Consider the following 22,581-nt stretch of genomic DNA (forward strand, 5'->3'; position numbering starts at 1 on the left):
CGCGGATTATCGCTACGTATTTTTTGATCTGAACACAAAATAACCAGCAGAGTGACTTATACTTAAGGTGTCTGTATTCGGGCATTCAGCAAGGGGGCGTTATGAACCATGTCTGGGGACTTTTTTCCCATCCCGATCGTGAAATGCAGGTCATAAAGGGCGAAAACGAAACCGTTTCGCATCACTACACCCACCATGTACTGTTCATGGCGGCGATTCCCGTTATCTGTGCTTTTATTGGCACGACGCAAATAGGCTGGAATTTTGGCGAAGAGAGCGTGGTTCAGTTGAACTGGTTTACCGCGTTTTATCTGGCCGTCATTTTCTATGCGCTGATGCTGGCCGGTGTGGCGGTGATGGGCCGTGTGATTTGGTGGATGGCAAGGAGTTACCCGCAGCGTCCCTCTCTGGCGCGCTGTATGGTGTTTGCCGGGTATGTCGCAACGCCACTCTTTTTGAGCGGTATTGTGGCGCTCTATCCGCTGGTCTGGCTGTGCGCGCTGGTGGGGACAGTAGCACTCTTCTATACCGGTTATCTGCTCTATTTAGGGATACCCACCTTCCTCAATATCAACCGAGAGGAAGGGTTAAGTTTCTCCAGCTCGACGCTGGCAATTGGGGTGCTGGTACTTGAAGTGCTACTGGCGCTCACGGTCATTCTTTGGGGTTACGGCTACCGTCTGTTCTAATCACATTGCGTTGCTGGTTGAAGTACCAGCAACGCAATCTTCTGCAATGAATCTTGTGTGGCGACATGCGGGCGTGGCGGCTATTATGCCAGGGCCAGCTTCTGTTATTTACTTCCTGAACAGATGCGGTGTGCGTAATCACGTGCATGAATAATCATCAGAAGTCACACCATGCTGAAAATCCGAGTTTCTTTATTAAGCCTCGCGCTTATGTTTGCCGTGCCCGTCGCACCGCAGGCGCTGGCAAAAACTGCTGCGGCAACGGCGTCCGCGCAACCTGAAATTGCCTCCGGTAGCGCGATGATTGTCGATTTACAAACCAACCAGGTTATCTATTCCAGCCACCCGGATCTGGTACGTCCCATCGCGTCTATCACTAAGTTGATGACGGCAATGGTAGTGCTGGATGCGCATCTGCCGCTGGATGAAAAAATAAAAGTGGATATCAGCCATACGCCGGAAATGAAAGGGATCTACTCTCGCGTACGCCTGAACAGTGAAATCAGCCGCAAAGATATGCTGCTGCTGGCGCTGATGTCCTCAGAAAACCGTGCGGCGGCGAGCCTTGCTCACCATTATCCTGGTGGATATGACGCGTTTATTCGTGCGATGAATGCGAAAGCGAAGGCGCTGGGCATGACGCATACCCGTTATGTCGAGCCGACAGGCTTATCTATCAGCAATGTGTCCACGGCGAGCGACTTGATTAAACTGCTGGTGGCCACCAAACAGTATCCGCTGCTGGGCCAGTTGAGCACCACGCGGGAAGACATGGCGACGTTCAGTAATCCGGGGTATACGCTGCCGTTCCGTAATACCAACCATCTGGTGTATCGCGATAACTGGAATATTCAGTTGACCAAAACCGGGTTTACCAATGCGGCGGGTCACTGTCTGGTGATGCGTACCGTTATTAATAATAAGCCGGTGGCACTGGTGGTGATGGATGCTTTCGGGAAATATACCCACTTTGCGGATGCCAGCCGTTTACGGACCTGGATTGAAACCGGGAAAGCACAGCCTGTACCCGCTTCCGCATTAAGCTACAAACGTCAGAAAGCGGCGCAGATGGTGGAAAACCACGGCGCACAAACCGCGCAAAACGACTAATTATTCCGGCAGCGTCCAGTCACCATCGTTGAGTGGGCGCTGCATGATAACCGTATCCCGCCAGTCACCCTTCTTGTAGCCCACGCTGCGTAACTGCCCGACAATTTCGAAGCCGTGTTTTTTGTGCAGGCGCAGCGATCCGGCATTATTTTGCCCATCGCCGATCACCGCGATCATCTGCCGCCACGGACCTTCTTCACACCTTGCGATCAGCGCATCCATCAGCATACTGCCAATACCTCGTCCGGTCATACTGGCGTCAACATAGATAGACTCTTCCAGAGTATAGCGGTAGGCCTGGCGCGGACGGTAAGGGCTTGCATAGCAATACCCCACCACGATGCCGTGGTAGAGCGCGACCATCCAGGGAAGCCCGTCATTGGCGATTTTGTGCATGCGTTGGCGCATTTCGTCGATAGTGGGCGGCACTTCTTCGAAGGAGGCGCGGCCATGGAGCACGTGCCAGGCATAGAGAGATGAAATCGCATGAACATCATCAAGCGTGGCATCACGCACCACGAGTGCGTTTTCGGACAGGACATCAACGGCAGACATGATGGAGTAACTCCTCAATGTAGCAGGCCAGAGAAACGTTTCTCTGGCCTGCTACTTTAGTACGAATGAAGAGTACAATACAGCCTGGCTTAAACATATATCGCAGTTAGACTGCGACGAACCACTAACGTAATAGCCTATTGCCAGTTTTTTCTCTTGCTTGTTTTTCCGATCCCAGGGTTCATGCTGTTTGTTGGGTCATTTTCCAGGTAAAAACGTTTTAAATCATCGGGCGCTTCATATAAATGCCCCACGTTGTGTTCAGCCGGGTATTGCGCGCCGCGCTGGCGCAATAATTCCAGCATCTGTTCTTTGAGCGCGTGCGTATCAACGCCTTTCTTCACAATATAATCCTGATGGAAAACATGGCAGAAGAAATGGCCGTAATAGAGCTTCCAGGTTAACTGGCTGTCAATCTCCGGCGGCAGGTGTTCGAACCAGTCATCGTCATTGCGGCGCAGGGCAATATCCAGCGCCAGAATGTCTTCTACTTCATCGGCATGTACCGCCTGATAACGAATTGCCGCCCCCGCTGCGGCGAAGCGGTGAAGAAAGGCTTTGTTCCCCTCTTCTGTTGTACAGGCGAAGAACCCGCCCTCTGCCGTCTTAAAGTACTCGGTCAGCCAGCGTTGCGCCTCAGCGATACCGTCACCCGACATTTTCAGTAGCAGATGGTGTTCATACTTGTCCCGCCAGCTTTTCATTCGGGGTGGCAGGTGAGAGGGGAACAGGTGCCCCAGCTTTTGCATTGCCCGGTCGGTAAAGTGCGGCTTAAATAGGGAGGCTTTTGCCAGCAGGGCATCGGTGCGGCCTTTCAGGGTAAAAAAGAAAGGCATTTTGTCGGTGCCGAGCTTGTCGATCATCAGGAAGGTGTCTTTCCCGTAGCGCTCGGCGATATCGTAAATATCGCGATGCATATACTCCCCCGCCACCGGCAAATGGGTGAACTCGCTAAGAATATGGCGGCGAAGCGCGCTCAGCACCTGCGGCTGGTTGGTGCCGATATAAAACACCTGCTGGTGGGTGGGGGCGACAAAGGTGTCCAGCCGTACGGCGAAGACGGCCAGTTTCCCGGCACAGCCGGAGGATTCAAACAGACGATCCGGGTCGGCGTTGTAGCGTGCCGGTGTATCCGCATCCACATCGCGCACGCGGGTGACATAATCCTGATCGTGCCCGTGACGCCCATCGTGGCGCACATCGGCGTCGGTCACCCGTTCGTCATCAAGTTTACTTAAGATTTGCTCCGGCGTACTGCCAAGTTCAATGCCTAAGTGGTTAACCAACTGGAGTCTGCCGGTTTCGTCAATTCGCGCATACAGCGACATTTCGGTGTATGCCGGGCCGCGCTGCACCAGCGCGCCGCCGGAGTTATTGCAAATCCCGCCGATGACCGATGCCCCGATACAGGATGAACCGATGACGGAATGCGGCTCGCGGCCAAGCGGTTTTAGCGCTTTTTCCAGCGAATAAAGGGTTGTGCCCGGATAAGCCAGTACCTGCTCACCGTTATCGATAAGATGCAGTTTATCGAGCCGTAAGGTGCTGATGATAATAATGTCGCGGTCGTAGTCATTACCGTTTGGCGTTGAGCCTTCGGTCAGGCCGGTATTTGCCGCCTGCATCAGGATGATCTTATCGGCGTTCACACAGGCGCTGAGTACACGCCATAATTCAAGCAGTGTGCCGGGAAAGACGACGGCGAGCGCATCACCCTGCCCGGAACGAAACCCCTTACGGTAGCGTGCCGTTTTGGCCGGGTCGGTCAGGACATGTGAAGCTCCAGTGAGGCGTTCGAGTTCACGGATAAAAGCGATATGGTGTTGGGAAGTTGTAGAAGACATTTTCCTCTCCCTGGTGGTGGAACAGCGTTCTCGCTTTAAAGCATAGTGTCTGAAAGTGAGGAATTCTCAGAAAAATCAGAGAATAACTCTGCAAGCCGGACTACGATTATGGCACACTGCGTTTTTTTCATGGTCAGGCCCGTGAGTGGCTGTATAAACGAGAGAGTGAACGACATGAAATGGCTATGTTCGGTAGGTGTCGCCGTAAGCCTTGCGCTACAACCGGTGATGGCAGAAGAGATGTTTGGTAACCATCCTCTGACGCCGCAAGCAAGGGATGCGTTTGTCACTGAATTACTAAAAAAAATGACGGTGGATGAAAAAATTGGGCAACTGCGACTGATTAGCGTCGGGCCGGACAATCCGAAAGAAGCCATCCGTGACATGATTGCCAAAAACCAGGTCGGCGCCATCTTTAATACCGTGACCCGCCCGGATATCCGCGCGATGCAGGATCAGGTCATGCAGCTTAGCCGCCTGAAAATTCCTCTGTTTTTTGCCTACGATGTGGTCCACGGTCAACGGACCGTCTTCCCGATTAGCCTGGGTCTGGCCTCCAGCTTCAATCTTGATGCGGTGAAAACCGTCGGGCGCGTTTCCGCTTATGAAGCGGCGGATGACGGCCTGAACATGACCTGGGCGCCAATGGTGGATGTATCCCGCGATCCGCGCTGGGGCCGTGGCTCTGAAGGCTTTGGTGAAGATACCTACCTGACCACGGAAATGGGCCGCGCGATGGTGAAATCCATGCAGGGCAAAAGCCCGGCGGATCGCTATTCGGTTATGACCAGCGTCAAGCACTTCGCCGCCTATGGTGCGGTTGAAGGGGGCAAGGAATACAATACCGTTGATATGAGCCCACAGCGTCTGTTCAACGACTATTTGCCGCCGTACAAAGCCGGGCTGGAGGCAGGCAGCGGTGCGGTCATGGTGGCGCTGAACTCTCTCAACGGCACGCCGGCAACTTCCGATTCCTGGCTGCTTAAAGATGTCCTGCGCGATGAGTGGGGCTTTAAAGGCATCACCGTTTCGGACCATGGCGCAATCAAAGAATTGATCAAACACGGCGTGGCCGCCGACCCGGAAGACGCGGTACGCGTGGCGCTCAAAGCCGGTATTAACATGAGCATGAGCGATGAGTACTACAGCAAGTACCTGCCGGGGCTTATCAAATCCGGTAAGGTCACCATGGCGGAACTCGACGATGCGACCCGCCACGTGCTGAACGTGAAATATGACATGGGTCTGTTCAACGACCCGTACAGTCACCTGGGGCCGAAAGATTCAGACCCGAAAGACACCAATGCGGAAAGTCGTCTGCATCGTAAAGAAGCACGAGAAGTGGCGCGCGAAAGTCTGGTCCTGTTGAAAAACCGTCTCGACACACTGCCGCTGAAAAAAGACGCGACCATCGCGGTGGTCGGTGCGTTGGCGGACAGCAAGCGTGACATGATGGGAAGCTGGTCGGCAGCCGGTGTGGCGGGGCAATCCGTAACCGTGCTGACAGGTATCCGCAACGCAGTGGGGCCTAAAGGTACTATCCTCTACGCTCGCGGTTCGAATATCACTGACGATAAAGGCATTGTCGATTTCCTCAATCTGTATGAGCCAGCCGTAGTGCAGGACAAACGCAGCCCGCAGGAGATGATTGATGAAGCCGTGACCGTGGCGAAGAAATCGGATGTCGTCGTAGCGGTCGTCGGTGAGGCCCAGGGGATGGCACACGAAGCGTCAAGCCGTACGGATCTGACCATCCCACAAAGCCAGCGTGATTTGATTGCCGCGCTAAAAGCAACCGGTAAACCGCTGGTGCTGGTGCTGATGAACGGTCGTCCGCTGGCGCTGGTGAAAGAAGATCAGCAGGCCGATGCGATCCTGGAAACCTGGTTTGCCGGTACCGAAGGCGGTAATGCCATCGCTGATGTGCTGTTTGGTGATTACAACCCGTCCGGCAAGCTGCCGATGTCTTTCCCGCGCTCCGTCGGGCAGATCCCGGTCTATTACAGTCACCTGAACACCGGGCGTCCGTATAATGCCGATAAACCGAACAAGTACACGTCACGCTACTTCGACGAGGCCAATGGTCCGCTTTATCCGTTCGGTTACGGCCTGAGTTACACCACGTTTAACGTCTCCGATGTGAAAATGTCGGCGCCGACCATGACCCGTGACGGCAAAGTGACGGCCAGCGTCGATGTTACCAATACCGGCAAACGCGACGGCGCGACGGTTGTCCAGATGTACCTGCAGGATGTGACGGCGTCCATGAGTCGTCCGGTAGAACAACTGCGTGGTTTCGAAAAAGTGGATCTCAAAGCCGGGGAAACCAAAACCGTCAGCTTCCCGATTGATATCGAGGCGCTTAAGTTCTGGAATCAACGCATGAAATACGATGCAGAACCCGGCAAATTCAATGTCTTTATCGGCCTGGATTCAGCCCGTGTTAAACAGGGTGAATTTACCCTCCAGTAACCCCGCAAAGGCCGCTTTTTAGCGGCCTTTCATCTTTAAACCCCTTGCGTTATAACCGCTTCGTCTAATCAGAAACATCAAAATCTGAACGACTGATTTATTCCAGGTCGATTCTCTACTACGCTTTTTGCACAGCCGGAAATCCAGGCACCACAAAAAAAGAGGTAAGAGCATGAAATCATTTTCGCAATGGAGCGCTGCAGGGTTATTGATGCTGGCCGCAGGCGCACAGGCGGCTGAGCCGGTAAAAGTGGGTTCCAAGATTGATACCGAAGGCGCGCTGCTGGGTAATATTATTTTGCAGGTCCTGGAAAGCCATGGCGTGAAAACCGTCAATAAAGTCCAGTTGGGTACCACCCCGGTGGTGCGCGGGGCGATCACCTCGGGTGAACTGGATATCTACCCGGAATATACCGGCAATGGCGCGTTTTTCTTTAAGGAGGAGAACGATCCGGCGTGGAAAAATGCGCAGCAAGGCTATGACAAAGTCAAAAAGCTGGATGCGGAGAAAAACAAACTGGTCTGGCTGACGCCAGCGCCTGCCAATAATACCTGGACTATCGCGGTACGCCAGGATGTTGCGCAGAAAAACAAGCTGGTCTCCCTTGACGATCTCAGCCGCTATCTGAAAGAGGGCGGTACCTTTAAACTTGCCGCTTCCGCCGAGTTTATCGAGCGTACCGATGCCTTACCGGCCTTCGAAAAAGCCTATAACTTCAAGCTCAACCAGCAGCAGTTGCTGTCGCTGGCGGGGGGTGATACGGCAGTGACCATCAAAGCCGCTGCACAGCAAACATCAGGCGTGAACGCGGCGATGGCCTACGGCACAGATGGGCCGGTTGCGGCGCTGGGGCTGCAAACCCTGACCGACCCGAAAGGCGTTCAGCCCATTTATGCGCCTGCCCCGGTTGTGCGCGAAGCGGTGCTGAAAGCTTACCCGCAACTGGATGAGTGGCTGAAACCGGTATTTGCCAGCCTGGATGAAAAAACGCTGCAGAAACTGAATGCCAGTATTGCAGTGGAAGGTCTCGACGCCAAAAAAGTGGCCGCCGATTACCTGAAAGGAAAGGGACTGATTAAATAAACGTGGAGCGACGTTGTCATAACCGCGTGTTGTTGCTGCTGGTGTTACTGGCACTGGCGGCAATAACACTGCCCTTCGTGAGTTACGCCCCTAACCGCCTGGTCTCCGGGGAAAGTCGTGCAATCTGGCAGGTCTGGCCCGCATATGCCGCCTGGGGACTGCTTGTACCGGCAGGGCTACTGCTTTTGAGCTTTCTCCCGCATCGCATTGCCAGTCTGGCAACGTTACTGCTTACCGAAGCGTCATTTTGCGCCTTAGTCTGGTGCGCGGGCAGGGCGGCCACCGATCTGGCGCAGTCTGGCAGCGCACTTGCCCGCACCTCCCCCGGCAGCGGCTTATGGCTGTGGCTGGCGCTGTCGTTACTGGCCAGTAGTGATGCAATCCGACGGCTAACGGTCAATCCGGTCTGGCGCTGGCTGCTGCATGCGCAAATCTGGATCCTGCCCCTGTGGCTGTTGCTCAGTGGGCAACTGGATTCGCTCTCTTTGCTTAAGGAGTACGCGAATCGGCAGGACGTCTTTAACGATGCGCTGGCGCAACATCTCAAACTGCTGTTTGGTACGCTGCTACCGGCGCTGGCTCTGGGGGTAGGTATCGGCCTGTGGTGTTATCGCCATCCGTCGCGTCAACAATCGGTGTTTGCCGTACTGAATGTGATTCAGACCGTGCCGTCCGTTGCGCTATTTGGTCTGCTGATCGCACCACTGGCAGGGCTGGTGGCGCAGTTCCCCTGGCTGGGTTCGCTCGGCGTGGCGGGGACCGGTATCACACCAGCGCTGATTGCGCTGGTTCTCTACGCGTTGTTACCGCTGGTTCGCGGTGTGGTGGCGGGCTTAAACCAGGTGCCGGTAGATGTGCTTGAAAGCGCCAAAGGGATGGGCATGAGCGCCCGTCAGCGGTTTTTGCATATACGTCTGCCGCTGGCGTTACCCATTTTGCTGCGTAGCCTGCGGGTGGTCACGGTACAGACGGTGGGCATGGCGGTGATTGCGGCGCTGATTGGCGCAGGCGGCTTTGGCGCACTGGTGTTTCAGGGGCTTTTAAGTAGCGCACTGGATCTTGTGTTATTGGGTGTGATCCCGGTTATTGCTCTGGCAGTGGTCGTGGACGCACTGTTTGCGCTGGGTATCGCGCTGTTGGAGGTAAAACAGCCATGATTGAATTCAGGCATGTCAGCAAATCCTTCGCCGGGCAACAGGCGGTGAGCGATCTGAATCTTGAATGTAAAACCGGCGCGTTTTCCGTGTTGATTGGTACATCAGGATCCGGGAAGTCCACCACCCTGAAAATGATCAACCGCCTGGTGGAACATGATGAAGGCACCATTTTGTTTGCCGGTGAAGAGATCCGCAGCCTGCCAGTACTGGAACTGCGTCGGCGGATGGGTTACGCCATTCAGTCGATAGGCCTGTTTCCGCACTGGACGGTGGCCCACAACATCGCTACCGTGTTGCAACTGCAAAAATGGTCGCGAGGGAAAATCGCCGCGCGAGTAGATGAACTGATGGCTTTACTGGGGCTGGATGAGAGCCTGCGCGACCGTTTTCCCCATCAACTTTCCGGCGGTCAGCAGCAGCGTGTTGGTGTAGCCCGCGCGCTGGCGGCAGACCCGGAGGTGTTGCTGATGGATGAACCCTTCGGTGCGCTGGATCCGGTCACGCGCGGTGCGCTCCAGCAGGAGATGATTCGTATCCACCGTCTGCTGGGCCGCACCATTGTGCTGGTCACCCATGATATTGATGAGGCGTTACAGTTGGCGGATCACCTGGTCTTAATGGACAGTGGGGCGATTGTGCAGCAGGGGACACCGCTGGAGATGTTAACCCGCCCGGCAACCCCGTTTGTCCGCGACTTTTTTGGTCGCAGCGAGTTGGGGGTTCGTCTGCTTTCATTGCGCCATGTCAGCGCCTGGATGCGGCCGGGCGAAACGGTGGCCGGGGAACCACTGCGAGAGGATATGACCTTGCGCGAAGCCTTATCGCTGTTTGTCGCCCGCCAGTGTGATGTGCTCCCCGTCGCTGATGCGCAAGGCGTGCCCTGCGGTACGCTGCATTTTCGCGACCTGCTCAGAACGGAGGCGCTCAATGAGACTTCTGCGTGACCCGTTACTCTGGCTTATCGCCGTGTTTGTCGCACTGCTGGTGGCGATGCCCTACAGCGGCGCACTCTTTGGCACGCTATTTCCCCAGTTGCCGCGACCGGTTTATCAGCAGGAAAGTTTTGTCTCCCTGACGCTTGCCCATTTCTGGCTGGTGGGGGTGTCGAGTCTGCTGGCGATCGTTATCGGGCTGGGGGCGGGAATTGCAGTGACGCGCCCGTGGGGCCGCGAATTTCGCCCGCTGGTGGAGACCATTGCCGCAGTAGGACAGACCTTTCCACCGGTGGCGGTACTGGCCATTGCGGTACCGGTTATGGGATTTGGCCGCGAGCCTGCCATTATCGCGCTGATCCTCTATGGGGTCTTGCCGATATTACAGGGAACGCTGGCGGGCATTGCCGCCGTGCCGGAGAGCGTACACAGCGTGGCAAAAGGGATGGGGATGAGCAGTATGCAGCAACTTTTCAGGGTTGAACTGCCGCTGGCGGCGCCGGTCATTATCGCCGGGATCCGCACGTCCGTGATTATTAACATCGGTACGGCGACCATTGCGTCTACGGTCGGCGCCAGCACGCTGGGAACGCCGATCATTATCGGTCTGAGCGGGTTTAATACGGCTTACGTCGTGCAAGGGGCCGTTCTGGTTGCGCTGGCCGCTATCATTGTTGATAGAGGATTTGAGCGTCTTGCCCGCTTATTCAGCCTGCACCGCCGCGAACAATAAAAGAGTAGCCAGCGAGCATCACGCCACCGATGCCGCCGATCGCCATCAGCAGAAAAATCGCAATGACGGTAAGTTTGGACAGGTTCATTTTTCGCTCCTTTGTTAAGAAAAGTATTATACGAGGAAGCGGGGCTGTTAATGAACCATTAAATGCCCAGGGGGAAAATGGCATGTCCGTTTTGCTGCCAGTCATGCATCTGTTTTTGCTGTGACGAGGAGGGGGCCTCGCCACACCACACCAGTAATGTCTGGCCTTCAAACATCTCCGGGCGCAGATAACTCAACGAGTGCGCCAGCACGTCCACCCGCCAGCCTTGCTGGCTTGCCATCCAGCCCTCCAGCCAGATTCGGGTAGTATCCTGCACATTCCAGCCGACAACCAGCGCGTCACGCCCGTTTTTCTTGCGCGCGGTATTCAGGCAACCGCAAATATAGTTAATCAACACCCCATCAAGCAGACTGAGCATCACCGTGAGGGCAGGCTGCTGGGATTGCAGACGGCGACGAAGAGGGATAAACAGGTGGGTTATCAGGGTCTCTGCCGGATAGTCGTGGCTGCGCTCTTTGATCCACAGACGCAGCCGCTGCAGGTTGCCGCTTTGCAGAATCTGCAATACTGCTTCCTGCTGCGCGCGCCAGCCATTGCGTTCATGTTCGGGTTCATTATTGAGCAGGGTCTGTACTTTACTGACCTGGACCCCGGTATCGATCCAGCGTTTTATTTCACGAATTCGGTCGATGTCGGCATCGGTAAACAGCCGATGACCGCCTTCCGTGCGCTGTGGTTTGAACAATCCGTAGCGTCGCTGCCATGCCCGCAAAGTCACGGGATTGATATCGCATAACATCGCCACTTCACCAATCGTGTAAAGCGCCATGGTTTCACCTTTGCAAGAAATCCCCCACTTTAACTTTAGCCGTTCTTACTTAAACCAGGTTGAATTGTTTGTTTAATGTTCGATATGTATCCATTTCGTATCATTATGCTTTCAGGATTGTGATAACGAGCACGAATTAACATTTTTTTGGAAACCCTCAAAGAATCTCTGCGCGACTCCATGTAAGGTACGCGCTTTCAGTCAACGCGGTGCTGCGGGTATGTACGAATTTAATCTGGTGTTGCTGCTGCTCCAGCAAATGTGTGTGTTTTTGGTTATCGCCTGGCTGATGAGCAAAACACGTCTTTTTATTCCGCTGATGCAAGTCACGGTACGTCTGCCGCATAAATTGCTCTGTTATGTCACCTTTTCGATTTTCTGCATTCTGGGTACCTATTTCGGTTTGCATATTGAAGATTCTATTGCCAATACCCGCGCGATTGGTGCGGTGATGGGCGGGTTGCTCGGCGGCCCGCTGGTGGGCGGGCTGGTGGGGTTAACGGGGGGGTTACACCGTTACTCAATGGGCGGCATGACCGCGTTGAGCTGTATGATTTCCACCATCGTGGAAGGGCTGCTCGGTGGGCTGGTACACAGTATTTTAATCAAGCGTGGCCGCACCGACAGGGTCTTTAATCCGCTTACCGCCGGGGCCATTACCTGCGTAGCGGAGCTGACACAGATGCTGATCATCCTGCTTATCGCCCGACCGTATGAGAGCGCGCTGCATCTGGTGCAAAGTATTGCTGCCCCAATGATGGTGACCAATACCGTGGGCGCGGCGCTGTTTATGCGTATCCTGCTCGACAAGCGCGCCATGTTTGAAAAATACACCTCGGCGTTTTCTGCCACGGCCCTCAAAGTCGCCGCATCGACCGAAGGGATCTTGCGTCAGGGCTTCAACGAAGAAAACAGCATGAAAGTTGCCCAGGTTCTCTATAAAGAGCTGGATATCGGCGCGGTGGCGATTACCGATCGCGAGAAGCTGCTGGCGTTTACCGGCACGGGGGACGACCATCATCTTCCCGGCAGGCCTATCTCGTCCGTCTGGACGCAAAAAGCCATCGAAAGTGGCGAAGTGGTGTATGCCGATGGTAATGAGGTGCCGTACCGCTGCTCGCTGCATCCACAGTGCAAACTGGGTTCAACGCTGGTCATTCCATTACGCGGTGAAAACCAGCGCGTTGTGGGCACCATCAAACTGTATGAAGCAAAAAACCGGCTCTTTAGCTCCATCAACCGCACCCTGGGAGAGGGGATTGCGCAGTTGCTGTCGGCGCAAATCCTTGCCGGACAGTATGAGCGGCAAAAAGCGTTGCTGACCCAGTCGGAAATCAAATTACTGCATGCTCAGGTCAATCCCCATTTTCTGTTCAATGCCCTGAATACGCTGATGGCGGTGATCCGCCGCGACAGCGATCAGGCCGGTCTGCTGGTGCAATATCTGTCGACATTCTTTCGCAAAAACCTTAAGCGACCGTCGGAAATCGTCACCCTGGCCGATGAGCTTGAACACGTTAATGCGTATCTGCAAATTGAAAAGGCGCGCTTTCAGTCCCGCCTACAGGTACAACTGCACGTACCGGATGCGCTTTCGCATCTCCATCTGCCCGCTTTTACCCTGCAACCGATTGTGGAAAATGCCATTAAACATGGCACCTCACAACTGCTTGGCGTAGGGGAAATCACCATTAACGCCAGCCAGGACGGTGACCATCTGGTGTTGGATATTGAAGATAATGCCGGGCTGTATCAGCCCAAAACGGATGCCAGTGGTTTAGGGATGAGTCTGGTGGATAAGCGCCTGCGGGCGCGCTTTGGTGATGGATGCGGCATTTCGGTTGCCTGCGAGCCTGATATCTTTACCCGAATTACCCTACGACTCCCGCTGGAGGAAAGCGCATGTTAAAAGTGCTGATTGTTGATGATGAACCGTTGGCGCGTGAAAATCTGCGTATTTTACTGCAGGAAGAGAACGACATTGAGATTGTGGGCGAATGCGCCAACGCGGTTGAGGGCATCGGCGCGGTGCATAAATTGCGCCCGGACGTGCTGTTTCTTGATATCCAGATGCCGCGCATTAGCGGGCTGGAAATGGTAGGGATGCTCGACCCGGAACACCGACCCTATGTGGTTTTTCTCACCGCTTTTGATGAATACGCGGTGAAGGCGTTTGAGGAACATGCCTTTGACTATCTGCTAAAACCGATAGAGGCGCGCCGCCTGGAGAAGACCCTCACCCGGCTGCGTCAGGAGCGCAATGTCCAGGACGTATCGGTGCTGCCGGAAAATCAGGCCTCGCTGAAATTTATTCCCTGTACCGGGCATAGCCGCATTTATCTGTTGCAGATGGATGAGGTTGCGTTTGTGAGTAGCCGCATGAGCGGCGTCTATGTCACCAGCCACGACGGAAAAGAGGGCTTCACCGAACTGACCCTGCGCACGCTGGAGAGCCGTACGCCGTTGCTGCGCTGCCATCGGCAGTATCTGGTGAATATGGCACATCTGAAAGAGATCCGTCTGGAAGATAACGGCCAGGCGGAGTTGCTGCTGCGCGACGGACAGACTGTGCCGGTTAGCCGTCGCTATCTTAAGAACTTAAAAGAAGCGCTGGGGTTGTAGCCGCTAATAAAACGCGAACTTTTTCGCAAGAAAGCATCGCTGCTATTGTGAACAAGCCTGGTATATAATTTTATACGCATCCACACACAGTAAGGATGCGCAGTAATGTATGCAAAGGATATCAACTGGCGAGGCTCTACACTCGACGATCTCATCACTTTCCCGCAGGCGATAAGGCGTATCGCAGGTTTCGAACTCCACAAAGTTCAGCATGGCAGGGAACCGACGGACTGGAAGCCGATTAATGAGTGGGGGATGGGCGTCATTGAGATTCGCCTGCATGGTGAAGATGGTGAGTATCGTGTGGTGTATGTCGCCAGGTTTTCCGATGTCGTTTGTGTCCTGCATTGTTTTCAAAAGAAAACACAAAAAACGAGCCAGCGGGATATCGCCATCATCAAAGCACGATATAAAGCAGCACGAGACGAATGGAGACAGAAAAAATGACGCATAAAGTGGATACAAAGGTTCGTCACATCACAAAAGCCAGTGGCAACATTTTTTCTGACCTTGGGTTTGCCCCGCAGGAGGCATCGCAACTGCTGGCTGCGTCCAGAGAAGAGATGGCAAGAGCCGATGAATTAAAGAAGCAACTGATGATGGAAATCACCGACTGGATGAAACACAACGGTCTTAAACAGGTCGATGCCGCCAAAGTTCTCCATGTCTCTCGCCCCCGCGTGTCCGATGTCGTTAACCAGAAAACAGAAAAATTCACCATTGATACATTGGTCGGTATGGCAACACTGATTGGAAAACGTGTGCAACTGGTTATTGATAAGGTTTAACCGGCTGCAATCTAAAAGAAGCGCTGGGGTTGTAGCTTTTGATGGTAGACTGCGCGCTTACGATGATTTTTTCGAAGGCTTTATGCTCAATAACGATATCTTACGTAGCTTACGCTACGCACTGAAAATGAATAATGGCGACCTCAAGCGCGTGTTTGCGCTGGCAGACGCCCCGGTGAGCGACGAGCAGCTTGTCGGCTGGTTGCACAAAGAAGATGAAGAGGGCTTTCAGCGCTGTCCGGACATTATGATGTCTGTCTTCCTCAACGGCCTGATTTATGAACGCCGTGGTAAAGATGAATCTCAGCCTGCGCTGGTGACCGAGCGTAAGATGACAAACAACATCATCCTTAAAAAATTACGCATCGCCTTTTCGCTGAAAACGGACGATATTCTGGCGATCCTCACCGAGCAGAAATTCCGCGTCTCCATGCCGGAGATTACCGCCATGATGCGGGCGACCGAGCATAAAAATTTCCGTGAATGCGGCGATCAGTTCTTACGTTATTTCCTGCGTGGACTGGCGGTGCGTGAGCACGCGAAACCTGCTGCTCAGTAAAGGCAATGCCAGCGCGTGACAAGCGCGCTGGCACGTTGATTATTTCACTTCTTTAAAACCATGTGATTCCAGAAGCTGCTGTGATTTCGTCATGCTGACGCCATCTTTCACATCACCGGTGAACGCCGCGCCCTGTATCTGCTGCAATGCGTTACGATCGGCTTTGGTATAGTCGACAGTCAATGTTTCTGTCGCGTAAGTGTCCTGATAATCGATACTTTCCGTTACGCCCTGAATCGATTTGTATTTCTCACTGATCGGCCCCAGGCGTTGCATAGCTGCCTCTTTATTTGCGGCCCCAACGCTTGCGTACTGAATCTTATTCTTTGCCGTCTGACGTAATACCACATCGTCTTTATAGTAATAGGTCAGAGAAATCTCTGTTTTGCCATCCGTCCAGTTAAATGTCTTACTCTGTTCTTTGTCACCACAGCCGCTGACGGCAAATAAGACCAGAGTAGTCAGTGCGATGGCGATCATTTTTTTAAACATATTCATAAAGCCCCTTTTGTTAGAAAAATCCTGTCCATTGAAGAATAGTGCAATAAAAAAAAGGCGCTGTTTTCACAGCGCCTTTCAGCGATTTATTTTACCTGTTGGCCAGGTTTGGCACCCTCATCAGGGCTTAACAGGAAGATATCTTTCCCGCCAGGGCCTGCGGCCATTACCATACCTTCTGAAATACCGAAGCGCATTTTGCGCGGCGCCAGGTTAGCGACCATCACCGTCAGGCGACCGATCAGCACCTGCGGGTCCGGGTAGGCGGAACGAATGCCGGAGAAGACATTGCGTTTCTGACCGCCCAGATCCAGCGTCAGGCGCAGCAGCTTGTCAGAACCTTCGACAAACTCCGCGTTTTCAATCAGCGCCACGCGCAGGTCGACTTTAGCGAAATCGTCAAAACTGATGGTTTCGGCAATCGGGTCATCTGCCAGCGGACCGGTGACCGGTGCGGCAGCGGCTTTCACTTCCTCTTTTGACGCCTCAACCAGCGCTTCGACCTGTTTCATCTCAATGCGGTTATACAATGCCTTAAAGGTATTCACTTTGTGGCCAAGCAGCGGCTGTTCGATAGCATCCCAAACCAGTGTGGTGTTCAGGAACGCCTCGACACGTTCGCTCAGGGTCGGCAGAACCGGTTTCAGCCAGGTCATCAGCACGCGGAACAGGTTGATGCCCATGGAGCAAATCGCCTGCAGATCAGCATCGCGACCTTCCTGTTTTGCGACAACCCACGGTGCCTGCTCGTCAACATAACGGTTAGCCACGTCAGCCAGCGCCATGATTTCACGAATCGCTTTGCCGAATTCACGGCTCTCCCACGCATCAGCAATGGTGGCTGACGCATCGGTAAAGGTTTTATACAATGCCGGATCCGCCAGCTCAGCCGCCAGTACGCCATCGAAACGTTTGGCGATAAAGCCTGCACAACGGGACGCCAGATTCACCACTTTGTTGACGATATCAGCGTTAACGCGCTGAACGAAATCTTCCAGATTCAGATCGATGTCATCGATACGGGAAGAGAGCTTCGCCGCGTAGTAGTAACGCAGGCTGTCCGCATCAAAGTGGTTCAGCCAGGTGCTGGCCTTAATGAAGGTGCCGCGCGATTTGGACATCTTCGCACCATTCACGGTCACGTAGCCATGCACGAACAGATTGGTCGGCTTGCGGAAATTGCTGCCTTCCAGCATCGCTGGCCAGAACAGGCTGTGGAAATAGACGATGTCTTTACCGATAAAGTGATACAGCTCGGCATCAGACTCTTTTTTCCACCAGTCGTCAAAGTTCAGGTCGCTGCGTTTATCGCACAGGTTCTTGAAGGAGCCCATGTAGCCGATAGGCGCATCCAGCCAGACGTAGAAATATTTGCCCGGCGCGTTGGGGATTTCGAAACCGAAATAGGGTGCGTCGCGGGAGATATCCCACTGCTGCAGGCCGGCGTCGAACCACTCCTGCATTTTGTTGGCCACCTGCTCCTGCAGCGCACCGCTACGGGTCCACGCCTGCAGCATTTCACTGAACGAAGGCAGGTCGAAGAAGAAGTGTTCGGAATCACGCATTTCAGGCGTTGCGCCGGACACCACGGATTTCGGGTCGATAAGTTCGGTCGGGCTGTAGGTCGCGCCGCACACTTCACAGTTATCGCCGTACTGATCCGGAGACTTACATTTCGGGCAGGTGCCTTTCACAAAACGATCCGGCAGGAACATCCCTTTTTCCGGGTCGTAAAGCTGAGAGATAGTGCGGTTTTTAATAAAACCATTCTCTTTCAGGCGAGTGTAGATCAGCTCCGACAGCTCGCGGTTCTCTTCGCTGTGCGTAGAGTGGTAGTTGTCATAGCTGATATTAAAGCCAGCGAAATCCGTCTGGTGTTCCTGACTCATGTCACCAATCATCTGCTCCGGGGTGATGCCCATTTGTTGCGCTTTGAGCATAATCGGCGTGCCGTGAGCATCGTCCGCGCAGATGAAGTTGACATTGTGGCCGCGCATTCGCTGGTAACGGACCCAGACATCAGCCTGGATGTGCTCCAGCATATGGCCGAGGTGGATTGAGCCGTTGGCGTACGGCAATGCGCACGTTACCAGAATTTTCTTCGCGACTTGAGTCATAGTGGGTATTACTTCTTCTTTAGTAAAAAGGGGTTTTGATGTTACCTGAAAGGGAAAAGTTGTGCCATAAAAGCCCGCCCTGGATTGGGCACTATTGAGAAATGAAAAATGGGTGACAGTGGAGTAAACTTGAACCTTAACAATGTCTTTTTAGAACAACATAACAAGGAGTCGGGATGAACTCTCAATCCCAGGCCAAATCCCCTGAAGCCTTGCGTGCGCTCGTCGCCGGAACGCTGGCCAATTTTCAGCACCCAACCCTCAAGCATAATCTTACCGCGCTTAAGGCGGTTCATCATGTTGCCTGGCTGGATGACACCGTTCATATTGAACTGCTGATGCCCTTTGTCTGGCGCAGTGCGTTTGAAGAGTTGAAAGAGCAATGCAGTGCCGAACTACTGCGACTTACGGGCGCGCGAGCGATTGACTGGAAGCTCTCCCACAATGTCGCCACCTTAAAGCGGGTGAAAAATCAGCCTGGCGTGAACGGGGTAAAGAACATCATTGCCGTCAGCTCCGGTAAAGGCGGGGTAGGAAAATCCTCTACCGCCGTCAATCTGGCGTTGGCGCTGGCGGCGGAAGGGGCAAAAGTCGGTATTCTGGATGCGGATATCTACGGCCCGTCAATCCCGATGATGCTGGGGGCGGAAGGTGAACGCCCGACCTCGCCGGATGGCACTCATATGGCGCCGATTATGGCGCACGGACTGGCGACCAACTCCATTGGCTATCTGGTGACTGACGATAATGCCATGGTGTGGCGCGGTCCAATGGCCAGCAAGGCGCTCCTGCAACTGCTGCAAGAATCTATGTGGCCCGATCTTGACTATCTGGTACTCGACATGCCGCCGGGCACTGGCGACATCCAGCTTACGCTGGCGCAGAATATTCCGGTTACCGGCGCGGTGGTGGTGACCACGCCGCAGGATATCGCGCTGATTGATGCCAAAAAAGGCATTGTGATGTTCGAGAAAGTGGAAGTACCGGTGCTGGGTATCGTGGAAAACATGAGCATGCACATTTGCAGCAACTGTGGTCATCACGAGCCGATTTTCGGTACCGGCGGGGCAGAGAAACTGGCCGGGCAGTACCACACGCAACTGCTGGGGCAACTGCCACTGCACATTAGCCTGCGTGAAGATCTCGACCGGGGGCAGCCGACGGTGGTCAGCCGTCCGGACAGCGAGTTCACCGGTTTGTACCGCAAGCTGGCGGGGCGCGTTGCGGCACAACTCTACTGGCAGGGTGAAGTGATTCCCGGTGATATCGCGTTTCGCGCGGTATAAATGGATAAGGCTGCCCGTCAGGGCAGCCGATAATGCATGAGCAGATAGTTCCCGTCCGGCGATGTGCCTTCCGCTTCAACGTGCCAGCCATGGTGCTGATAAAACGCCAGCGCGTGGTGGTTTTGCACCAGACATTTCAGTGAACCTGTACTGGTAAATTCAGACTGCACTTTTTTCAGCAGCGCGCTGCCGACCCCTTTGCCTTGTGCATTCGGGTCAACAAACAGGCTATGCAGAAAATTGTCGTTCACATACACGGCCGCAAAACCAAGCCGGTGCCCGTCTTCTTCCGCCACCCAGATGGTTTCATCACGGGTAACGGCGTCAAAATCTTCCAGTTGCCAGTCGCTACCGTCCAGCCATGTCCAGTTTGCCCTGCGGGAATGCAGGAACAATGTACGCAGAAAAGGGCGGTCGTTCTCTTGCCAGGGGCGAATAATCAATAGGATTTCCTGAAATTAACGGTGGTAAAAGATGTCGCCATTGTAGGCTTTCAAAATTTTACCGTCGGCGTCCGTGATAAGCACGTAATTTCCACCCATATAGGTCCAGTGGCTACCCGGATCAGGCGCAGGCAAATTGCGCAGATTCCACTGCTTAATGTTGTACTCTTCGCTACGGTACATTTCGGGCACCGTATCGCCGATGGTGAATTTAGTAAAATCGGCAACAAAATCCTTCACTTCATAAGACTGGGTTCCGCCTGTCGCGGCAGGGGTTTGCGGTGCAGCAAAAGTCGCACTGGCCGTTGCCAATAATGTTCCCAGAAGCAACATTTTTGTTTTACCCATAATCTCTCCAGGTGTCGTGGGTTTTCATTTCGCGGGGCTTATCATCGACTACCGTCTGGCGACGTCGCAACCGCGAAAATGTTATGAAAATAATGCTTTGGTAAAAAGTGTAAGCAAAAGAAGAGAACAGCAGGAGAGGCGGAACGCTTTTTTCGCTATCCGCCTGAGTATAAAAGTGTTTTTAAGAGAAATCCTGGCTATATTTCAATGCGTTAGTGCGCAGAAAATCCTTCCAGCACGATTTTGCCTACCGCACGGTGCGTTTCAAGCAACTGGTGCGCTTTACGCAGATTTTGTGCGTTGATGGCGCCGAAGTGTTCTCCCAGCGTGGTTTTGATAACCCCATCATCAATAAGTGCGGCGACACGCGCCAGTAAACGGTGTTGCTCCGCGATATCGGCGGTCCCGAACATGGAGCGGGTAAACATAAATTCCCAGTGCAAAGAAATGCTTTTCACTTTTAAGGGCACAGCGTCAAGTGATTGCGGATCGTCAATCAGGGCCAGTTTGCCTTGTGGTTGCAGGGCATTGATCAACTGCTGATAGTGCTGCTCCGTGTTGTTGAGGCTGGCAACGTGGCTGACCTGCTTAATGCCAATGCGCGCCAGCTCCTCGGTTAACGGTTTGCTGTGATCGATAACATGGTGCGCGCCCAACTCGCTAACCCACTGCTGGCTTTGCGGGCGGGATGCCGTGCCAATCACCGTCAGACGGGTCAATTTACGCGCCAGTTGCGTCAGAATAGAGCCTACGCCGCCTGCGGCACCGACAATCAGCAGTACGTCGCCTTCGTTGCCCTCTTCACGTACGCCTAAACGGTCAAACAACATTTCCCAGGCGGTAATGGCGGTCAGCGGGAGGGCCGCGGCAGAGGCAAAATCCAGCGAGGCAGGTTTGTGGGCGGCAATGCGCTCATCCACCAGTTGAAATTCGCTGTTACTGCCAGGACGGGTCAATGCCCCGGCATACCAGACTTCGTCGCCGGGCTTAAATAACGTGACCTTGTCGCCAACGGCGGTAACCACACCGGTCGCGTCCCAGCCCAGCACGCGGGGTTTATCGGCGTTAAACCCGGCGCGGACTTTGGTATCCACCGGGTTAACAGAGATGGCTTTCACTTCGACCAGCACATCATGACCTTCGGCTTTCGGCGTCGGTAATTCAATGTCGGTTAAAAAGTCAATGTTGCTGCCGTTCTGTGCGGCCTGAGTAATAGCAATAGCTTTCATAAACACTCCGTGATTTCAGTATTCGTCAGGGGATGTGTTAATGCTAGTTCGCCTGGGGGCAGGTGAAAAACCCGCGCGGGAGGGGAGCACTTATCCTCCAGAAGTGAAAATAGCGTGCGATGCCTCAACGCTGAAAGTTCCTTGCGGTGAGCAGTGACAGAGCGCTACTCAGTATGGCAGAGTGCAGTGCACGGTATTTTGGGCTGAGCAGCAGAGCGCAACGGGTTCAATGATTTCAGTTGCGACCTCCTGATATTGCAGCCAGTGGTGCTGTTACTATTTATTTTTAAACTCAATATTGCCTTTTCTATCGACTGAATTGATTAATTTCTTTTAACTTTTTGCCGATGGTACTGTTAATTACCCGGCGAAGGAGGTTGCTTTGAAACGGATTCTTATTGTGATGTTGGGCGTGGGCATATGCGCTGGCGCTCTTGCTGATTCGGGATCCCCGCAACTGAAACTGGAAAGCCAGAGGCTGATTCGCGAGGCTGGACATGAATGCAACAAGGTGGAAGGCGTTTATCCTTCCGCGTTCGGCGGTTCTCTGATTGTGATTTGTGATGATTCGCACAGGTACACGATCAAGAATAAAGATGGCCGCTATGTCGTTGGTGTGGCTGAGTAAGGCATCCAGGCATGGCAATGATGCAAAACGGGCATAGAAAAGCAGGCCACTCGTCACAATTTGCCTGCTTTTCTGTATAACCCCTGATGAAAGGGGTTATTGCAAATTAACGAACTGTACCAAAGACAGGACAAACAAAATCGCGTGTTGATGGTGTGTTGTGCTGCATTCTTTTTGTTCCTGTTAGTCAGTGATTGATACAAAATCGCCGTGATCTCTGCCTTTATGACGATTCCAACTGGCGGAGCTAAAGCCGTTCTCATCCAGATAAACACCAATCACATAAGCTTTGTTTGTTACTTCGTAATAATTTTCATTTTTACGCGTGATCTTTGCGGGTTCATCTTTAACCATTGCCGAGGTGTAACCATTGCCGATCACAACAGTGAAATAGCCACTATCATTACCGCGTAATTTAATGGCATGGAGCCTGTCAGGTACACCTGAGGCGGCTACTTGTTCCACTTTTTCAACGTCGCTTTTATGACTGCGCTCTTTAGTATGTACTTTTCTGGCGCTAACTTCATGAGCAGGATTAGCCATAACACAACCGGAAAGTAAACAAACCACTACGCCTGCTAAAACACTTTTTTTCATAGATCCCCAAAT

Annotated in this window: 24 protein-coding genes; 14 read left to right on the plus strand and 10 right to left on the minus strand. The window is 53.5% G+C overall.

All coding sequences use genetic code 11. The annotated features are described in order from the left end of the window. Positions 1-101 precede the first annotated feature (101 nt). Both C5523_RS08840 and pbpG read left to right on the plus strand, forming a co-directional pair. Positions 102-689, plus strand: coding sequence for a Yip1 family protein (locus C5523_RS08840; RefSeq protein WP_108700958.1), 588 nt, complete (start codon positions 102-104; stop codon positions 687-689). 171 nt (positions 690-860) lie between these two features. Continuing rightward, a complete protein-coding gene (gene pbpG, locus C5523_RS08845) occupies positions 861-1,799 on the plus strand; it encodes a D-alanyl-D-alanine endopeptidase (protein ID WP_071195698.1) in 939 nt (312 codons plus the stop codon). Here the strand turns inward: pbpG and C5523_RS08850 are convergent, their stop codons facing one another. Both C5523_RS08850 and dld read right to left on the minus strand, forming a co-directional pair. Next, the gene (locus tag C5523_RS08850; protein ID WP_041852015.1) at positions 1,800-2,354 is read right to left on the minus strand and encodes a GNAT family N-acetyltransferase; all 555 of its coding nucleotides are present in this window, start codon (positions 2,352-2,354) and stop codon (positions 1,800-1,802) included. Between the two features lie 137 nt (positions 2,355-2,491). After that, positions 2,492-4,198 carry a D-lactate dehydrogenase gene (dld, locus tag C5523_RS08855; RefSeq protein ID WP_041852014.1) on the minus strand — a complete coding sequence of 569 codons (1,707 nt, stop codon included), beginning with the start codon at positions 4,196-4,198 and terminating at the stop codon, positions 2,492-2,494. Between the two features lie 174 nt (positions 4,199-4,372). Between dld and bglX the strand changes: the two genes are divergently transcribed. From bglX to C5523_RS08880, 5 genes are all read left to right on the plus strand, one after another. Further along, positions 4,373-6,670: a beta-glucosidase BglX gene (bglX, locus tag C5523_RS08860; RefSeq protein ID WP_041852013.1), complete on the plus strand. Its 2,298-nt coding sequence runs from the start codon at positions 4,373-4,375 to the stop codon at positions 6,668-6,670. 172 nt (positions 6,671-6,842) lie between these two features. Next, positions 6,843-7,754 carry an ABC transporter substrate-binding protein gene (locus C5523_RS08865; RefSeq protein WP_041852012.1) on the plus strand — a complete coding sequence of 304 codons (912 nt, stop codon included), beginning with the start codon at positions 6,843-6,845 and terminating at the stop codon, positions 7,752-7,754. A 2-nt stretch (positions 7,755-7,756) separates the two neighbouring features. After that, positions 7,757-8,911 (plus strand): ABC transporter permease, encoded by a 1,155-nt coding sequence (locus C5523_RS08870; protein ID WP_108700959.1) that lies wholly within the window; start codon positions 7,757-7,759, stop codon positions 8,909-8,911. Further along, positions 8,908-9,855 (plus strand): ABC transporter ATP-binding protein, encoded by a 948-nt coding sequence (locus tag C5523_RS08875; RefSeq protein ID WP_108700960.1) that lies wholly within the window; start codon positions 8,908-8,910, stop codon positions 9,853-9,855. The genes C5523_RS08870 and C5523_RS08875 overlap by 4 nt, the downstream gene beginning before the upstream one ends. Continuing rightward, positions 9,839-10,576 carry an ABC transporter permease gene (locus tag C5523_RS08880; protein WP_041852009.1) on the plus strand — a complete coding sequence of 246 codons (738 nt, stop codon included), beginning with the start codon at positions 9,839-9,841 and terminating at the stop codon, positions 10,574-10,576. Before C5523_RS08875 ends, C5523_RS08880 begins: the two co-directional genes overlap by 17 nt. On the opposite strand, the gene C5523_RS08885 is transcribed toward C5523_RS08880, so the two are convergent. Both C5523_RS08885 and mlrA read right to left on the minus strand, forming a co-directional pair. Further along, positions 10,551-10,664 (minus strand): protein YohO, encoded by a 114-nt coding sequence (locus C5523_RS08885; RefSeq protein ID WP_075203650.1) that lies wholly within the window; start codon positions 10,662-10,664, stop codon positions 10,551-10,553. The genes C5523_RS08880 and C5523_RS08885 overlap by 26 nt on opposite strands. A 58-nt stretch (positions 10,665-10,722) precedes the next feature. Then, on the minus strand, positions 10,723-11,454 hold the full coding sequence (mlrA, locus tag C5523_RS08890; protein ID WP_041852008.1) for an HTH-type transcriptional regulator MlrA: 732 nt from the start codon (positions 11,452-11,454) through the stop codon (positions 10,723-10,725). A gap of 220 nt (positions 11,455-11,674) precedes the next feature. On the opposite strand from mlrA, the gene C5523_RS08895 reads away from it, so the two are divergent. From C5523_RS08895 to C5523_RS08915, 5 genes are all read left to right on the plus strand, one after another. Next, a complete protein-coding gene (locus tag C5523_RS08895; RefSeq protein ID WP_041852007.1) occupies positions 11,675-13,363 on the plus strand; it encodes a sensor histidine kinase in 1,689 nt (562 codons plus the stop codon). Then, positions 13,357-14,076, plus strand: a complete 720-nt coding sequence (btsR, locus tag C5523_RS08900) for a two-component system response regulator BtsR (RefSeq protein WP_041852006.1) — start codon at positions 13,357-13,359, stop codon at positions 14,074-14,076. The genes C5523_RS08895 and btsR overlap by 7 nt, the downstream gene beginning before the upstream one ends. 105 nt (positions 14,077-14,181) lie before the next feature. Next, complete coding sequence (locus C5523_RS08905; RefSeq protein ID WP_108700961.1) at positions 14,182-14,523, plus strand: type II toxin-antitoxin system RelE/ParE family toxin; 342 nt, start codon at positions 14,182-14,184, stop codon at positions 14,521-14,523. Next, positions 14,520-14,864, plus strand: coding sequence for a helix-turn-helix domain-containing protein (locus C5523_RS08910; RefSeq protein WP_071195707.1), 345 nt, complete (start codon positions 14,520-14,522; stop codon positions 14,862-14,864). Before C5523_RS08905 ends, C5523_RS08910 begins: the two co-directional genes overlap by 4 nt. Before the next feature lie 82 nt (positions 14,865-14,946). Continuing rightward, positions 14,947-15,423 (plus strand): DUF1456 family protein, encoded by a 477-nt coding sequence (locus C5523_RS08915; protein ID WP_071195708.1) that lies wholly within the window; start codon positions 14,947-14,949, stop codon positions 15,421-15,423. A gap of 39 nt (positions 15,424-15,462) precedes the next feature. Here C5523_RS08915 and C5523_RS08920 read toward each other — a convergent pair whose 3' ends face one another. Next, complete coding sequence (locus C5523_RS08920) at positions 15,463-15,921, minus strand: YehR family lipoprotein (protein WP_041852002.1); 459 nt, start codon at positions 15,919-15,921, stop codon at positions 15,463-15,465. Positions 15,922-16,007: 86 nt separating this feature from the next. Beyond that, a complete protein-coding gene (gene metG / locus C5523_RS08925; RefSeq protein ID WP_071195709.1) occupies positions 16,008-18,038 on the minus strand; it encodes a methionine--tRNA ligase in 2,031 nt (676 codons plus the stop codon). Between the two features lie 176 nt (positions 18,039-18,214). Here metG and apbC point away from each other — a divergent pair, with 176 nt between their 5' ends. After that, complete coding sequence (apbC, locus tag C5523_RS08930; protein WP_071195710.1) at positions 18,215-19,324, plus strand: iron-sulfur cluster carrier protein ApbC; 1,110 nt, start codon at positions 18,215-18,217, stop codon at positions 19,322-19,324. Positions 19,325-19,341: 17 nt separating this feature from the next. Here apbC and C5523_RS08935 read toward each other — a convergent pair whose 3' ends face one another. From C5523_RS08935 to C5523_RS08945, 3 genes are all read right to left on the minus strand, one after another. Continuing rightward, entirely contained in the window at positions 19,342-19,767 is a 426-nt protein-coding gene (locus C5523_RS08935) for a GNAT family N-acetyltransferase (protein ID WP_041851999.1), read from the minus strand. Positions 19,768-19,782: 15 nt separating this feature from the next. Continuing rightward, entirely contained in the window at positions 19,783-20,115 is a 333-nt protein-coding gene (locus C5523_RS08940) for an RcnB family protein (protein WP_071195711.1), read from the minus strand. 212 nt (positions 20,116-20,327) lie between these two features. Then, positions 20,328-21,344, minus strand: a complete 1,017-nt coding sequence (locus tag C5523_RS08945) for a zinc-binding alcohol dehydrogenase family protein (RefSeq protein WP_071195712.1) — start codon at positions 21,342-21,344, stop codon at positions 20,328-20,330. 382 nt (positions 21,345-21,726) lie between these two features. Between C5523_RS08945 and C5523_RS08950 the strand changes: the two genes are divergently transcribed. Further along, positions 21,727-21,972 carry a hypothetical protein gene (locus C5523_RS08950; RefSeq protein ID WP_041851996.1) on the plus strand — a complete coding sequence of 82 codons (246 nt, stop codon included), beginning with the start codon at positions 21,727-21,729 and terminating at the stop codon, positions 21,970-21,972. A 183-nt stretch (positions 21,973-22,155) separates the two neighbouring features. On the opposite strand, the gene C5523_RS08955 is transcribed toward C5523_RS08950, so the two are convergent. Continuing rightward, the gene (locus C5523_RS08955; protein WP_155525393.1) at positions 22,156-22,569 is read right to left on the minus strand and encodes a hypothetical protein; all 414 of its coding nucleotides are present in this window, start codon (positions 22,567-22,569) and stop codon (positions 22,156-22,158) included. Positions 22,570-22,581 lie beyond the last annotated feature (12 nt).

This window comes from Phytobacter sp. SCO41 (genome assembly GCF_003073275.1).
GTDB lineage: Bacteria > Pseudomonadota > Gammaproteobacteria > Enterobacterales > Enterobacteriaceae > Phytobacter > Phytobacter diazotrophicus.

Bases quoted from the DNA above. Each gene is read 5' to 3' on its own strand.
- C5523_RS08840 (WP_108700958.1), top strand. From the start codon at position 102: ATGAACCATGTCTGGGGACTTTTTTCCCATCCCGATCGTGAAATGCAG.
- pbpG (WP_071195698.1), top strand. From the start codon at position 861: ATGCTGAAAATCCGAGTTTCTTTATTAAGCCTCGCGCTTATGTTTGCC.
- C5523_RS08850 (WP_041852015.1), bottom strand. From the start codon at position 2,354: ATGTCTGCCGTTGATGTCCTGTCCGAAAACGCACTCGTGGTGCGTGAT.
- dld (WP_041852014.1), bottom strand. From the start codon at position 4,198: ATGTCTTCTACAACTTCCCAACACCATATCGCTTTTATCCGTGAACTC.
- bglX (WP_041852013.1), top strand. From the start codon at position 4,373: ATGAAATGGCTATGTTCGGTAGGTGTCGCCGTAAGCCTTGCGCTACAA.
- C5523_RS08865 (WP_041852012.1), top strand. From the start codon at position 6,843: ATGAAATCATTTTCGCAATGGAGCGCTGCAGGGTTATTGATGCTGGCC.
- C5523_RS08875 (WP_108700960.1), top strand. From the start codon at position 8,908: ATGATTGAATTCAGGCATGTCAGCAAATCCTTCGCCGGGCAACAGGCG.
- C5523_RS08880 (WP_041852009.1), top strand. From the start codon at position 9,839: ATGAGACTTCTGCGTGACCCGTTACTCTGGCTTATCGCCGTGTTTGTC.
- C5523_RS08885 (WP_075203650.1), bottom strand. From the start codon at position 10,664: ATGAACCTGTCCAAACTTACCGTCATTGCGATTTTTCTGCTGATGGCG.
- mlrA (WP_041852008.1), bottom strand. From the start codon at position 11,454: ATGGCGCTTTACACGATTGGTGAAGTGGCGATGTTATGCGATATCAAT.
- C5523_RS08895 (WP_041852007.1), top strand. From the start codon at position 11,675: ATGTACGAATTTAATCTGGTGTTGCTGCTGCTCCAGCAAATGTGTGTG.
- btsR (WP_041852006.1), top strand. From the start codon at position 13,357: ATGTTAAAAGTGCTGATTGTTGATGATGAACCGTTGGCGCGTGAAAAT.
- C5523_RS08905 (WP_108700961.1), top strand. From the start codon at position 14,182: ATGTATGCAAAGGATATCAACTGGCGAGGCTCTACACTCGACGATCTC.
- C5523_RS08910 (WP_071195707.1), top strand. From the start codon at position 14,520: ATGACGCATAAAGTGGATACAAAGGTTCGTCACATCACAAAAGCCAGT.
- C5523_RS08915 (WP_071195708.1), top strand. From the start codon at position 14,947: ATGCTCAATAACGATATCTTACGTAGCTTACGCTACGCACTGAAAATG.
- C5523_RS08920 (WP_041852002.1), bottom strand. From the start codon at position 15,921: ATGAATATGTTTAAAAAAATGATCGCCATCGCACTGACTACTCTGGTC.
- metG (WP_071195709.1), bottom strand. From the start codon at position 18,038: ATGACTCAAGTCGCGAAGAAAATTCTGGTAACGTGCGCATTGCCGTAC.
- apbC (WP_071195710.1), top strand. From the start codon at position 18,215: ATGAACTCTCAATCCCAGGCCAAATCCCCTGAAGCCTTGCGTGCGCTC.
- C5523_RS08940 (WP_071195711.1), bottom strand. From the start codon at position 20,115: ATGGGTAAAACAAAAATGTTGCTTCTGGGAACATTATTGGCAACGGCC.
- C5523_RS08945 (WP_071195712.1), bottom strand. From the start codon at position 21,344: ATGAAAGCTATTGCTATTACTCAGGCCGCACAGAACGGCAGCAACATT.
- C5523_RS08955 (WP_155525393.1), bottom strand. From the start codon at position 22,569: ATGAAAAAAAGTGTTTTAGCAGGCGTAGTGGTTTGTTTACTTTCCGGT.